Genomic DNA, 12,437 nt, shown 5'->3' on the forward strand with positions numbered 1-12,437 from the left:
CAAACCGGCGGCGCGGGAGGGGAGCCGACCGGTCCCGTACGAACAGCCGGTTCGCCCCGTCGGGGTGCCGGCCGTCCCGACAGCGAAACGCTCGGCCGGGAGACCCCGGCCGAGCGTCCGGACAAGTCGCTGACGACAGCGCTAACCCGTGGTCGGGTCAGATTGTCGGTGTCTCGTCGACGACCTCTTTGTGCGGCTCGACAATGAACTTCCAGCCTTCGCTGGGCTCCAGGAAACGTACGCGGGTCGGTTAGATGTCCAAGGCGCGGCGGTCGCGGTTCTGGGTGCTTGTGTTCTTCCGTCCCCGGGCCGGCTCCTCGAACAGGTCGACCTTGACATCCGGTACCGCGACGACTTCTTCGCTCCAGCGCTGAACGATTCCCGCACCGAATGCGTCCCGGGCGGCGGAGTAGAGCGATTCCAGGGAATCCCTGTTCCCATTGGGAACAAAGAGGGCGAGATTCAGGACGACGCCGGCGCCCTGGAGAACCTCGATTTCCTCCCCGGTCTTGTCGGCGACCCAGATCCCGCGCTCCTCCGCGTTGTCCGGGAGCACGTGGACTTCCTCACCGAAGACCGTCCTCGCGGTGAAGGACCCTCCTTCGGAATTCTTGCCCGGCTCCGTAAGGAAAGCCGGGGCGTAGCAGTCGAGAGGAAGGCCATCCATCTCTGCCGAGACGAAGATGTCGTCCTGGAGGCCCAACTCCGAAACTTCTCCGGCCGTAAGACGTCGAGCCGTAACCTTCTCGGTATTCACGCCATTCCCCTTTTTTCGTGGCGTCCTGTGAATTCATCAGAACCCTATCACGAAAACGAACAGCCAGTTCCCATTACGCACGGATTCGCGCTCCACTACAGCGACTTGAACCTTCCGGTCAATTCCTTCCGGCAGAACAGCTCAAGTGAAATGCGAGCGCAATTAACCGAAAGGCAACCCGTTCTCACGGTCTACAGGCGGATGACGACCAGCGCGATGTCGTCGCTGGAGCCCGCGGCGAGGTGGAGGCGTTCGAGGATCGTGTCGGCCAGGGTCTCCGGGGCGAGGTCCGCGCAGGTGCCGAGGGCGGTGGTGAGGCGGGTGATGCCGGTGTCGATGTCCTCGCCGCGGCGTTCGATCAGGCCGTCGGTGTAGAGGACGAGGGTGTCGCCGGTGTCGTACGTGGCGCCGGCCTGGGGGCGCAGGACGTGCTCGGGGCGCGCGCCGAGGGGTGGGTCGGTGGCCTGGTCGAGGAGGTCGGAGGTGCCGTCGCGGTGCAGCAGGACCGGCGGCGGGTGGCCGGCGCTGCTGTACGTGATGAGGTGGCTGCGGACGTCCACCAGGGCGGTGACGGCGGTGGTGGCCAGGGCGCCGTCGAGGGAGCGGGCGTACAGGCCGAGGATCTCCAGGGCCTGGGCGGGTCCGGGAACGGCGCGGGTGACGGCCGAGAGGGCGCTGCGGAGCATGCCCATGACGGTGGCGGCCTGGAGTCCGTGGCCGACGACATCGCCGACGGCGACAGCGAACCGTGAGTCGGCGAGGTCGACGGTGTCGTACCAGTCGCCGCACACGTTGAGCGAGCCGATGGCGGGGAGGTAGCGCACGGCGATGTCCGCGTGGCGGGCCAGGTCCGGTGAGTGCAGCATCGCCTCCTGGAGCGTGACCGCGATCTGCCGCTCCCGGCCGTGGGCGAGCCGTAGTTCCTCGTTCAGCCGCTGAAGCTCGCGGGCGCGGGCGTACAGCTCGGATTCCATGCCCTCCTCGCGTGCGGTCAGCACCCCTTCGCCGTGGTGGAGGAGGCGGCGGGAGCGCACGAAGGCGGTGACGTCCTCGGCCCGGTGCAGGACGCAGACCACCGTGCCGTCCGGGCCGGTGACCGGTGTGTTCACCGGTGACCACCAGTGTTCCGCGAACCGGCCGGGCCGCCGCGGGTCCGGGACGTCGTAGCGCTGGAGCGCCATCGTGTCGGGCTCGCCGCTCTCCAGGACCCGGGCGAACGAGGCGGAGAGGTTGCGGACCCCGTCCGCGTCGGGGTCGCCGGGGTTGTCGGGGAACGCGTCGAAGATGTAGCGGCCCATGAGGTCACTTCGGCGGCAGGCCGTGGCCCGCAGATAGGCCGCGTTGACGTCGATGATGACGAGCTGCGGGTCGAGCACCAGGTAGGGGCTTGGCGACACGGCGAACAGAACGGTGTAGTCGATCTCCGGCATGATCGCTCCTGACCTGCCTGGTTCTCGTCCTTCCCCCCTCCACGCTACGAGTCCCCGTCCACCCGCGCCCCCCGAGGGCCGGGAGGGCCGGGAGCGCCGGGAGCCGACCCCCGGGCCGCCCCCGGTCCCGGGCGGCGCTACACGATCGGCCGGGTCTTGGTGCAGTTCGTCCACTCGACCCAGGGACGCGCGCCGCCGTTCTTGGGGCCGGTGGCGTACGACGGGTCGCCCGTCACGACCTGGTTCTTCTCTTCGTGGGTGATGTCGATGCCGAAGAGTTTGAAGCCCGCGGTGACCTGCCCCGCGGAGATACCGAAGCCGATGCCGAGTGAGGCGTTGTACCAGTCGGTGTTCGCCTTGTAGTCCAGCCGCGAGAGCCGGCCCTTGTCGTGCATCAGCCGCTCCAGCGGTCCGGTGTCGCTGTCGGGCGCCTCCGCGGCGTCGGAGGGCGTCGGCAGTACGTCGCCGGCCGGGAAGTCGCCGCGACCGCGCAGCCAGTCCTCGACGAGCTTGGTGTCCGCGTCCGTCGTCAGGGGGATCTCGGCCGACTCCGTGTGGATCTGCGACTGGACGTTGCCCGCGCCGCCGCCGACGTCGATGGTCACCGGCGTTCCCGCGACGTTGGCCCCGGCGCCGACGTTGAAGCCGGTGCCCTCGCCGCTCTCCTGGCTGGTGGTGACCACCAGCTTCTGCGGGCGGTGCTCCTTGCCGTCCTTCTCCTCCTGGTCGTACGTCGCCGCGTCATAGGTGACGGCCACCTGCTGCATCCGGCTCGCCTTGGCCTGCGCGCCCTCGCCGGCCCCGCCGGCCACGGTGAACGTGTAGACGAACGTGATCTTCCCGGCGTCGGGGCCGGTGTTGGCGCGCAGTACGACCACGTCCTCGGTCATGTTCCCCGACGCGAACTCACCCGAGATGCTGCCCAGGTCGGTCGGCTTGCCGTCCTTGCCCTTGCCGCCGCCGCCCTTCGTGAAGCCCTTGCCGAAGCTCAGACCGCCGCCCACCTCGGTGCTCGTCTTGGTGATGTCGACGTCGGGGGCGCGCTCCGGCGGCAGGTCCGGCATGTCCTTGGCCGCTACGTGGCTGCAGATCATTCCCAGCTCGGCGGCCCGTGCCCGGGGCGGGCCCGAGTTGCACTTCTGCTGCTTCTTCAGATACTCGGCGAACTGCTTGGCGTCCTCCAGGTTGGCCGCCAGGTCCGCGTTCGAGTCGCCGCTCTTGTTGCCGTTGAACAGCCACTGCCCGCCGCTGCCGCCGCCCTTGACGTAGCTGCCGCTCAACGAGGCGCTGCCGCCCCAGTCCTTGAGGCCCGGGATGCCGGCGGAGATGGTTCCGGTGACGCCGGCGCCGCCCTCGGTCAGCCGCTCCAGGGTGACGGTGCCGTCGGACCACTGCTGGAGCTTGACCTGCTCCGTACTGCTGATCTTGATGAAGAGGATCTGGACGACGACCGTGGTCTTGGTCTGGTCCTGGGCCAGCAGGCACTTCGCGGGCTGGAAGGGGTCGCCCGGCGGCGGTGGGGGCAGGGGGCCGCCGTCGTCTCCGCCGCCTCCGCCGTCTCCCCCGTCGTCCTCGCCGGAGTCGCAGCCCTCGCCGCCGTCCCCGGCGTTGACGATCCGGCACACCGCGTCCTTCAGCGCCACCGACGTGTCGTCGGGGACCGTCAGCGCCAGGATCGCGCCGACGATCGCGGCGACGACACCGATCAGGGCGACGTACTCGACACCGCCCTGGCCCCGTTCGCCATGCCCCGGAGCCCTGTGCCCGCACCGTGTGCCTGTCATCCGGACTCCTCGCCCAGCCGTCCCCGGCCTCCCCGCTCGGGAGATTCCCGGGAGACTAGGTGCGGGTCCGGACCCAGTCGCAGGGTCCCGGGGCCCAGCCGCGGGCCCACCGAGGGCCGCGGCCACCAGCCGGACACGGAAAGCGCGGCATACGGGCCGCGGCGGCGTGGGAACGGGCACCGCGCGGGGCGCGGGGCGGCGGGCGGCAGCGGCCGGACCCCGCGCTACAGCGGGGTCGCCGCCTGGAGTACGAGGAAGAGCGCGACCGCCGCGTTCAGCGCCGACAGCGCGGACAGCGCCGTCCCCGCCGCGGCGACGTACGCCGCGACGCCGGTCGGGGTCAGCGCCGGCGGCCAGCGCCGGTCCGGGGGCACGGGGCCCAGCAGCGCGGCCACCCGGCGCGGGACCGGCCCGGCGGCGAACGCGGGGAGCGGCGGCGCGGAGGCGTGCTGGGAGACGAGCGCCGCCTTGCCCACGGCGCGGGCGGTCGTCCGCCGGTCACCGGTGACCCGCGCGGCCTCCTCGTCCGCCCACCGTTCGGTGCTGTAGGTGACGGCGGACATCAGCGGGCGCAGCAACGGGTTGGCGCAGCCCGCGAGCCGGACCGCGAGCAGCAGGCGGTGGTGGCGGCCCGCGAGGTGCGCGCGTTCGTGCGCGAGCAGGGCCTCGCGCTCGGCGGGTTCGAGGCACGCCAGCATGCCGGCGGACACCACGATCCGGCCCGGAGCGCCGGGCAGCGCATAGGCGTACGGGGCCGAGTCACGCAGCACCGCGACCTCGGAGCGGGCCGGCAGGGAGTCGAGCGTGCGATGCGCGAGTACGTGGAAACGGCGGTGCCTGGCGACGACGCAGACGCCCGCCGTCGCCGCCACCAGCAGGGCGACGATGGCCGCCTTGCCGAAGAACTGGTCGTGCGGCACGGCCTCCCGCACCTCCGCGTCCGACCAGCCGTCGGGCAGCGGGTTGCCGGGCAGTTGCGCGGTTCCGACGACCACCAGCAGCCCCAGGCACAGCGCGCTGCACGACGCGAGGATCACCGCGACCGTCGCCAGCAGGCGGGCGGCCCGCCGGGGATGCAGATGCCGCTCGGCCAGCCGTGCGATGGGCAGCGCGGTCAGCGGAAGCACCAGGGGGAGGAAGACGAAGACACCCATGGATCATTCGTCCGGTTGGGCCGGCGGCACCGCGGGCGATCCGGACCCGGCGTCGTTCAGCAGGGATCGCAGCAGATCCTCGTCGTCGGGGGAGAGAGCCGATACGAAGCTGGACAGGACGGCGTCGCGGTTGTCCTGCCGGTCGAGCAGCCGCCGCATCCGCAGCGCGGTGAGATCGGCCTCGTCCGCCGCGACCGACTGCCACAGGACCGGCCTGCCGGGGCCGGTGCGCGTCACCGCCTCCTTCTCGTGCAGCCGGGTCAGGATCGTGATGACCGTGCTGTACGAAAGGTCCTCCCCGAGCCGCCGCTGAACCCAGCCCACGGGGACGGGAGTTGTGGCGTCTCCCAGCGCCGACAGCACCAGCGCCTCCAGCTCCCCCTGCCCCCGCCTCCGGGCGCGCGGCGCCTGTTCGTGATCGTCACGCTCTTCGGCCACGACGTGTTTCCCTTCCCGAGTCCAGCTGCCCCCACGAAGACCTCGGGGCATCGCGCCTGCGGGTCCGGAAGACCCTCCACTCTCGCCGATCGCGGCGAATCCCGCACCATCCCATCTCTACAGTGTTGTAGATTTGAGTTTCCGGCACGGAACGACCTCAAGAGCGGCGGATTCCGCGACGCGAGCATGGCCATGTGCGCCCTCGTCGCCGCGGCCGACGGCTCCATCGACGCCTCCGAGCGCCAGCGCGTCGCCTCCCTCATCATGGGCAACGACGTACTGCGGAACTTCCCCGCCGCCGATCTGCAACGCCGCTTCGACGACTACTGCCGGCAGTTGACCGCCGACTTCGACCTCGGGAAGGTCGGCATTCTCCAGACCATCGGCAAGGTCGACAAGAAGCCCACCGAGGCCCGCGCCGTCATCCAGATCGGCATCGTCATCGGCGGCGCCGACGGAGACTTCGACGACTCGGAACGTGCCGTGGTCCGCGAGGCCTGTTTCGCGGTCGGTATCCCGCTGAAACGAATTCGACCTGTAACTGTTCGCATTCGTGCGGAGAAAGCCGCCGGCGGCGACGCCGGCGGCGAGCACTCCCCCCGCTTGCTGACTGCTTGCTGACTACTTGCTTACGGCGAAGCGCATCAGGGCCTGCTCATCCCCCTGCTTGATCTTCCCCGTCTCGTTGATCACCTGAAGCTTCCAGCCCGTGCCCTCACGTACCGCCTTGGCCACGAGGCACCCGTTGTCGTTGCTGAGCAGGCTCGGCCAGATGTCGGCGACCTGCTGAATCGTTCCGCCCGTCGCGTCGTACACCTTGAAACTGATGTTTCGCGCGCTCTGGAAGGAACTGCGCTTCTTGTAAGCGGCGGCGATGAACACGATCGACGTGATGTTGGACGACACCCGCGAGAACTCGACGGTCACCGTCTCGTCGTCACCGTCCCCCTTACCCGTCTGATTGTCCCCGCTGTGCACCAACGACCCGTTCCCCAGCGGATCCAGGGAATCCAGCCCGGCCAGCCGTACCGGATCCGAGCCCTGCACCGCGATCGCGATCAGATCGAGATCGGTGCCGGCCTTCTGCCGGAGCTTGCCCAGGACTCCCCCGCTGCTCCCCACGGTCGGATCCCAGGACACCCCGATGGACAGATGCGTCACTCCGTCCAGATCGGCCGGACCGTCTTCCTTCGTCAGCGTGATCATGCGTAGTCCTTCTGATGGCTGGAATGCGATACGTGAAGTGTGCCTGGTGCGCTCGGCAATCGGCCAACCCCGGGCGGAAACGAATCCGCTTTCACATCGGCGCCGACTATCCGGGACTCACACCGGGGTGACCGATGTCTGTCGGACTCGGTCGTAGACCATGGCCAACTCGCCCAGCTCGCCGCTCTCCTGGTGGGTGAGCGTCCACTTCGAGACCGGCAGGCCGTCGTCGAACAGGCGCTGCCCGCCCCCGGCGATCTCGGGGAAGACCATGAGATACAGCCGGTCGAGCAGGTCGGCCGAGAGGAGCGCCTTGATGACGCTCGCGCTGCTGTTGGCGAGGATGTCGCCCTGACCGGTGGCCTTGAGTTCGGCGACGACGTCCGCGACGGGGGCGTCGACGAGGCGGGTGCGTTCCCACGGCGCGTCGGTCAAGGTGGCCGAGAACACCACCTTCTCCGTGTCGACCAGCCACTTCGCGTATCCGCGATCACGCGGATCGGCGTTCTCGTCCTCGGCGACGGACGGCCAGTACCCCAGGAAACCCTCGGCATTGACCCGGCCGAGCAGCGCCGTCGTCGCGCCTTCCCAGATACGGGTGAGGTGGTCTCGCGCGACCTCGGTCGTCACGTACGGGGCGAACATCCCGAAGTCGCCCGGCCCGCCGGGGCCGTGGTAACGCCCGTCGAGGGTGAGGGCCAGGTTCGCGGTCACCCTGCGGCCCGCGGTCTGCTCTGTCATGTCGTGCTCCTTGTGTCGGTGTCGGTGTCGGTGTCGGTGTCGTGCTCGGTGGCGAGGATCGCCGCGAGTTTGTCGAGGCTCTGGCCGAAGCCGATCTCGATACCGGCGACGAAGTCCGCGGAGTCGACCGTGCTGTCGGTGATCCGGTAGCGGACGTCGAGCCGCGTACCGGTCCCGGCACCGGTCCCGGTGGGCCGGAGACCGAGGTCGACGTGGGCGGTGAAGGCCACCCCGCCGCCCGGAAGCAGCGGGGAGAGCCGGTAGGCCAGGCGCTCACCGGGTCGTACGTCCTCGACGACCCCCTCCGCGCGCCCGGCGACCAGGTCCGAACCGTCCGTGTCCTCGGCGTCGCGGTACTCCTGGACGATCCGCCCACCCGGCCGCGCGTCGAAGACCAGCTCGGAGACGCGCAGGTCCTCGGGCGTCCACCAGCGGGCGAGCAAGGCGGTCTCGGTCAGATGGCGCCAGACCAGCTCGGGCCGCCCGGCCAGCGAGCGGGGAAACGTGAACGAGCGGCCGTCCGCCCACCCCTCCCCCTGCGCCGCGAGCCGTTCCGCGTCAAGGCCGCGCCCGTACCGCTCGAACGTCTCGCCCGGACCGCTGCCCTGGTCCGCGGTGTCGGCGAGCCGGCCGAGCGCTGCCGCCAGATCCCGCAGGGCGGCGGACCGGAGCGCGTAGATACGGCGCTGGCCCGTGCGCTGCGAGACGACGACGCCGGCCCGCTCAAGGGTCTGCAGGTGCTTGGTCGTCTGCGGCTGGCGCGCCTCGGCGAGCCGCGCGAGGACACCGACCGGGCGGGGCCGCTCGGCCAGCAGGCTCACGAGCCGCCAGCGGGCCGGGTCGGCCAGTGCGATGAGGAGTGCGTCCATGAAGAGAAGTATTCTTCATAAAGAATATTCTTGTCAAAGAATAAGTCTCGATCGGCGATCCTCGGCACCGGGCACCGGGCGGCGGCCGGACGTCGGGTGCGGGACGGGGCGGGCGCGGGGCGGTCCCTGGGCGGCGCGGGGCAGTTTGGTCCCGGCCGGGCGCCCTACTCCCGTGGGACGGGGCCGGCCAGACCGTTCTCCCAGGCCCAGGCGGCGATACCCACCCGGTTGCGGGCCTTCAGCTTCGCCTGGACGTTCGCGATGTGGGTCTTGGCCGTGCCCGCCGAGATGAAGAGCTTCCCGCCGATCTCGGCGTTGGTGAGGCCATCGGCGACCAGCCGGGCAATCTCCTGCTCCCGGGCGGTGAGCGGCGACGGAGCCGTGGGCGCCGCCGGGGTGGCGGCGGGGGCGAGGGTCCGGAGCAGGCGGACCGTGATCTGGGGGCTGATGAGGATGTCCCCGGCCATCGCCGCTCTGACCCCCTCGATCAGCAGCCCGGGGCCCGAGCGCTTGAGCAGGAACCCGCAGGCGCCGTCGTGCAGTGCCGTGCGTACGTAGTCGTCGTGGTCGAAGGTGGTGACGACGAGGACCCGCATCGGGTCGGGTACGCCGGGGCCGGCGAGGCGGCGGGTGAGTTCCAGGCCGTCGAGGCCCGGCATCCGGATGTCGGCGAGGATCAGGTCGGGGCGCAGGGTGCGGGCGAGGTCGAGGGCGGTGAGGCCGTCCGCCGCCTCACCGACCACGGCCATGTCGGGCTGCGAGCCGAGAATCAGACGGAAGCCGCTGCGTACGTCGTCCTGGTCGTCGGCGATCAGGATGCGGGTCGGGCCGTGGGGCGTCGTCATGATGTCTCTTTCGGGAGCGTGGCGGGCAGGACGGCGACGAGCTGCCAGCCGCCCTCGCCGTGCGGCCCCGCCGAGAGGGTCCCGCCGAGGTCCCGGGCGTGCTCGGTGAGGGCGGGGATGCCGAGCCCGCCCCGGGAGACGCGGCGGCGGGCCGGGGCGGGGCGGGCACCGCGGTCGTTGGTGACCCGGATCTCCACGGTGGTGGCCGTGGGGGTGAGTACGACGGTGGCGCGGGCGGCGTCGGGGGCGTGCCGACGAATGTTGGTCAGCGCTTCGACGACGATGCGGTACGCGGCGGCGCCCGCCTCGCGCGAGAGCGCCCCCGTGACCGGGGGAGGCAGGTCCAGATCCGCCTCGGTGGCTCCCGCCGAGGTGAAGTTCTCTATCAGGAACGGCAGTTGGGACACCCCGGGAAGCGGCTCGGTGACGGGTGCCTGCGGACCGTGCAGCATCTGTAGCGTCCGGTCCATCGCGGCCAGGGCGCTCAGGCCCGCCTTCTCGATGCGTTCCAGGGCGAGCACCGCCCCGGAGGGGTCGGTGGCGGCGACGAAACGGGCCGCCTGCGCCTGAACGACGATCCCGCTGATGTCATGGGCGACGAAGTCGTGCAGGTCGCGGGAGAGCTGAAGACGCTGGGCGCCGCGCGCCTCGGCCACCGCACTCCGGCGACGCCGTTCCTGGCTGCGGGGGTAGGCGCCGGCCGCCACCGCGGCGACCACGGGAAGCAGCCAGAAAGTGGCGATCCCGATGGCTTCCAGGAAGGACTCCCCGCTGACCAGCGGCACCGGCCAGAGGGTCACCGCGAGGGCGGTCAACGGGAGGGCCGGCATGAGTTCGCGCGGGGGTGACCAGCGGGTGACCACGGCCAGGAGCAGGAGCAGGACGGCGACCTCCGCCAGCTTCCAGCCGGCGCCGAAGCCGGCCTTCGGCAGGGCGAAGCTGGTGATCAGGGAGAGCACCGCGCAGACCGCCGTCGGGCGGGCGAGCCGGCGGAGCCGCCGAAGAATTGCGGCACGGGGTCGGGCGACGGCCCACACCACCGTGCCCGCGGCCACGAGCGACGGCAGCGTGCCAAGCACCTTGACGGCCGGGCCGGTTGATTCCCACATGGTGATCAGCGTATGGGTGCGCGATGTGGCGGGGCTCTCTGCCGAACGGCAGACAGGAGCCGGGCGGCGGCGCGATCTCTGTGCCGATCGGCGGATGGGATCGCGGGGCGCCCGGGGTGAGGCTTGAGCCGTTCAACCGACCACGGCAACACACAACCCCTCCGGAACACGGGAGTTCATCATGCGCAACACCGCAATCGGCGTTACGGCAGCCGTCGCCGTCCTCGCCGGACTGGTCGCCGCCGGCCCCGCTCCCGCAGCCGCGTCCGCCGCGTCTGCCTCCGCCGCGTCCGACGCCTCCGCCGCGTCCGCCGGGAAGAAGCCGGCGAAGAAGCCGGCGAAGAACGCGAGCGTCCACGGGGCGGCGCGTATCTCCTACATCGAGTCGATCAACGACGACATCCGCTTCACCATCCACGCCGAACAGACGCCGTTCACCCGGCCGTTGCCCCCCAAGGCGCCCGACGGGCTGTCCACAGATGCCCGGGGCACGCTGAAGTTCTCCCACACTCCCTCCGGCGGTGCCGCGGGGTGGGCGGAGGCCCGGGTGGACTGCCTGGTCACCAGCGGCCGGACGGCGACCCTGACCGCGGTCGTGACGAAGTCGAATGTCAACGAGGCCGGCACCCGGCTGGGCATCAGCGTCCAGCAGGGCGGGAAGGGCGAGCCGGACCGGCTCGGCTTCTCCTGGGGCGTGGCGAACGTCGACCCCGGCAACGTCGACGAGAACGGCCAGCTCATCTCGCCACCGGTCGGTACGTGCATGGCCCCCGCACCGTTCACCACCGTGATCAAGGGCGGCTTCAAGGTGGTCCACGCCGAGATCATCAAGTCTCCCGAGCAGCCCGAGGCGGCGATCCGCCGTGACTGACACCCTGGCGACCGGGACGCCCGTACCGGCCGTGCCGCGGGTCCCCCGCTCCATCCGCCTGGCGGCGCACGCCGCAGCACTGACCCTGGTGCCGTCCGGGCTGTGGCGTATCGCCATAGCCCTGGGCTGGGACTCCGGATTCACCGACGAGGCCCTTCACCCGGGGAACTTCCCCGGCCCCACGTCCTTCTACCTCATCGGCCTCAGCCTCCTCGCCGAGGCGATCGGGCTGCTCACCCTGGGCCTGGTCCACCGGTGGGGCGAGGAAATCCCGCACCGGGTACCGGTCCTGGGCGGCCGGAGAATCCCCGTCATGGCGGCGGTGCTCCCCGCCTCGCTCGGCGCCGCGCTCGTCACCCTCATCACGTTCACCGGCGCGTTCAACTGGAACGACGCGGACAACATGGGCGCCGCAGGATCCCCTGAAGGCGGCCACTACTGGCTGATGACCGCCTGCTATCTGCCACTGCTGGCCTGGGGTCCGCTGCTCGCGGTAGTGACGGTGGCCTACTACCGACGCCGGCGCCGACCTCATCAATCACTGCCGGCGGGCGGTGGCGGATCGCCGACCCGTACGTCCTGACTCCCGTCGACGGACGGGAACGACGCCAGGCGCTTGTCCCTGCTCGGCGACAGCGGTTCAGGCCATGGCCCTCGCCGTCGCGCTCCAGATCCGCGCACGGCGGGGAATGTCGCGCCCGCGGGAGGGGCGTTCGTGCCGCTCCGACACCGACTCCCCGTCCGTACGGTCCGTGCCCCGCGTGCCGCTGAACACCGTCCGGCAGGTCATGCCCGCGCGGTTCGAAGAGTTCACCCGGCCGTGCGCCGGTGATGAAGAGCGCATCCGGCTGCCGGCCGGCGGCGAGTACCCGGAACTCCTGGCGTCGCTCGGCGACACGGTCCGGAAAGGAACGGGCTTTCTCGACAAGGGATTTCATGGCGGCCTGCCTCCTGCGCCCGCGATGGGGGGACGGGGCGCGGTGTGGTCGGGTCAAGGAGAGATACCCGCTGGTCCGTGATGTCTCCGCACAGAGTCATGGCCGGGTGGGAGCGCGTCGGACCGCAACGCGGCGGACCGGGTGGCTCCCGCGAAGACCGTACGCTCTACCAACTCATTACCCGAGGTGCGGCGAAAAGATCACGCCAGATAGTTACTTGGGAAAAACGGCCCGAGTGACATGAATGGGAACGGGACATGTATCGACTCTCGCCGCGTCACGCGCGGAGAGCGGA

At 70.7% G+C, this 12,437-nt stretch carries 12 protein-coding genes and 2 pseudogenes; 4 read left to right on the forward strand and 10 right to left on the reverse strand.

Features of this window, described 5'->3' with window-relative positions; all coding sequences use genetic code 11:
* Positions 1-157: 157 nt before the first annotated feature.
* The 5 genes and pseudogenes from OG700_RS18020 to OG700_RS18040 form a co-directional block, all read right to left on the reverse strand.
* Positions 158-757: pseudogene (locus tag OG700_RS18020) on the reverse strand (hypothetical protein).
* Between the two features lie 191 nt (positions 758-948).
* Entirely contained in the window at positions 949-2,190 is a 1,242-nt protein-coding gene (locus tag OG700_RS18025; RefSeq protein ID WP_405621789.1) for a PP2C family protein-serine/threonine phosphatase, read from the reverse strand.
* 134 nt (positions 2,191-2,324) lie between these two features.
* The gene (locus tag OG700_RS18030; protein WP_405614735.1) at positions 2,325-3,971 is read right to left on the reverse strand and encodes a hypothetical protein; all 1,647 of its coding nucleotides are present in this window, start codon (positions 3,969-3,971) and stop codon (positions 2,325-2,327) included.
* Positions 3,972-4,195: 224 nt separating this feature from the next.
* Positions 4,196-5,125 (reverse strand): M56 family metallopeptidase, encoded by a 930-nt coding sequence (locus OG700_RS18035; protein WP_405614737.1) that lies wholly within the window; start codon positions 5,123-5,125, stop codon positions 4,196-4,198.
* 3 nt (positions 5,126-5,128) lie between these two features.
* Entirely contained in the window at positions 5,129-5,563 is a 435-nt protein-coding gene (locus OG700_RS18040; RefSeq protein ID WP_405614739.1) for a BlaI/MecI/CopY family transcriptional regulator, read from the reverse strand.
* A 108-nt stretch (positions 5,564-5,671) separates the two neighbouring features.
* Here OG700_RS18040 and OG700_RS18045 point away from each other — a divergent pair.
* A pseudogene (locus OG700_RS18045) lies at positions 5,672-6,104 on the forward strand (tellurite resistance TerB family protein).
* Positions 6,105-6,184: 80 nt separating this feature from the next.
* Here the strand turns inward: OG700_RS18045 and OG700_RS18050 are convergent.
* From OG700_RS18050 to OG700_RS18070, 5 genes are all read right to left on the reverse strand, one after another.
* The gene (locus OG700_RS18050) at positions 6,185-6,769 is read right to left on the reverse strand and encodes a TerD family protein (RefSeq protein WP_405614741.1); all 585 of its coding nucleotides are present in this window, start codon (positions 6,767-6,769) and stop codon (positions 6,185-6,187) included.
* Positions 6,770-6,886: 117 nt separating this feature from the next.
* On the reverse strand, positions 6,887-7,510 hold the full coding sequence (locus tag OG700_RS18055; protein WP_405614743.1) for a dihydrofolate reductase family protein: 624 nt from the start codon (positions 7,508-7,510) through the stop codon (positions 6,887-6,889).
* Positions 7,507-8,379: a metalloregulator ArsR/SmtB family transcription factor gene (locus OG700_RS18060; RefSeq protein WP_405614745.1), complete on the reverse strand. Its 873-nt coding sequence runs from the start codon at positions 8,377-8,379 to the stop codon at positions 7,507-7,509. The genes OG700_RS18055 and OG700_RS18060 overlap by 4 nt, the downstream gene beginning before the upstream one ends.
* A 164-nt stretch (positions 8,380-8,543) precedes the next feature.
* Positions 8,544-9,224 (reverse strand): response regulator, encoded by a 681-nt coding sequence (locus tag OG700_RS18065; RefSeq protein ID WP_405614748.1) that lies wholly within the window; start codon positions 9,222-9,224, stop codon positions 8,544-8,546.
* The gene (locus OG700_RS18070) at positions 9,221-10,333 is read right to left on the reverse strand and encodes a sensor histidine kinase (protein WP_405614750.1); all 1,113 of its coding nucleotides are present in this window, start codon (positions 10,331-10,333) and stop codon (positions 9,221-9,223) included. Before OG700_RS18070 ends, OG700_RS18065 begins: the two co-directional genes overlap by 4 nt.
* A 181-nt stretch (positions 10,334-10,514) precedes the next feature.
* On the opposite strand from OG700_RS18070, the gene OG700_RS18075 reads away from it, so the two are divergent.
* The 3 genes from OG700_RS18075 to OG700_RS18085 all read left to right on the forward strand — a co-directional run bounded on the left by OG700_RS18075 (position 10,515) and on the right by OG700_RS18085 (position 12,223).
* The gene (locus OG700_RS18075) at positions 10,515-11,204 is read left to right on the forward strand and encodes a hypothetical protein (protein WP_405614752.1); all 690 of its coding nucleotides are present in this window, start codon (positions 10,515-10,517) and stop codon (positions 11,202-11,204) included.
* Positions 11,197-11,787 (forward strand): hypothetical protein, encoded by a 591-nt coding sequence (locus tag OG700_RS18080; protein ID WP_405614754.1) that lies wholly within the window; start codon positions 11,197-11,199, stop codon positions 11,785-11,787. The genes OG700_RS18075 and OG700_RS18080 overlap by 8 nt, the downstream gene beginning before the upstream one ends.
* A gap of 178 nt (positions 11,788-11,965) precedes the next feature.
* Positions 11,966-12,223 carry a hypothetical protein gene (locus tag OG700_RS18085; RefSeq protein ID WP_405614756.1) on the forward strand — a complete coding sequence of 86 codons (258 nt, stop codon included), beginning with the start codon at positions 11,966-11,968 and terminating at the stop codon, positions 12,221-12,223.
* Positions 12,224-12,437: the final 214 nt, after the last annotated feature.

The organism is Streptomyces sp. NBC_01508 (genome assembly GCF_045040315.1).
Lineage (GTDB): Bacteria > Actinomycetota > Actinomycetes > Streptomycetales > Streptomycetaceae > Streptomyces.

Coding starts and splice junctions, on each gene's coding strand:
- OG700_RS18030 (WP_405614735.1), bottom strand. CDS start 3,971: ATGACAGGCACACGGTGCGGGCACAGGGCTCCGGGGCATGGCGAACGG.
- OG700_RS18035 (WP_405614737.1), bottom strand. CDS start 5,125: ATGGGTGTCTTCGTCTTCCTCCCCCTGGTGCTTCCGCTGACCGCGCTG.
- OG700_RS18050 (WP_405614741.1), bottom strand. CDS start 6,769: ATGATCACGCTGACGAAGGAAGACGGTCCGGCCGATCTGGACGGAGTG.
- OG700_RS18055 (WP_405614743.1), bottom strand. CDS start 7,510: ATGACAGAGCAGACCGCGGGCCGCAGGGTGACCGCGAACCTGGCCCTC.
- OG700_RS18060 (WP_405614745.1), bottom strand. CDS start 8,379: ATGGACGCACTCCTCATCGCACTGGCCGACCCGGCCCGCTGGCGGCTC.
- OG700_RS18065 (WP_405614748.1), bottom strand. CDS start 9,224: ATGACGACGCCCCACGGCCCGACCCGCATCCTGATCGCCGACGACCAG.
- OG700_RS18070 (WP_405614750.1), bottom strand. CDS start 10,333: ATGTGGGAATCAACCGGCCCGGCCGTCAAGGTGCTTGGCACGCTGCCG.
- OG700_RS18075 (WP_405614752.1), top strand. CDS start 10,515: ATGCGCAACACCGCAATCGGCGTTACGGCAGCCGTCGCCGTCCTCGCC.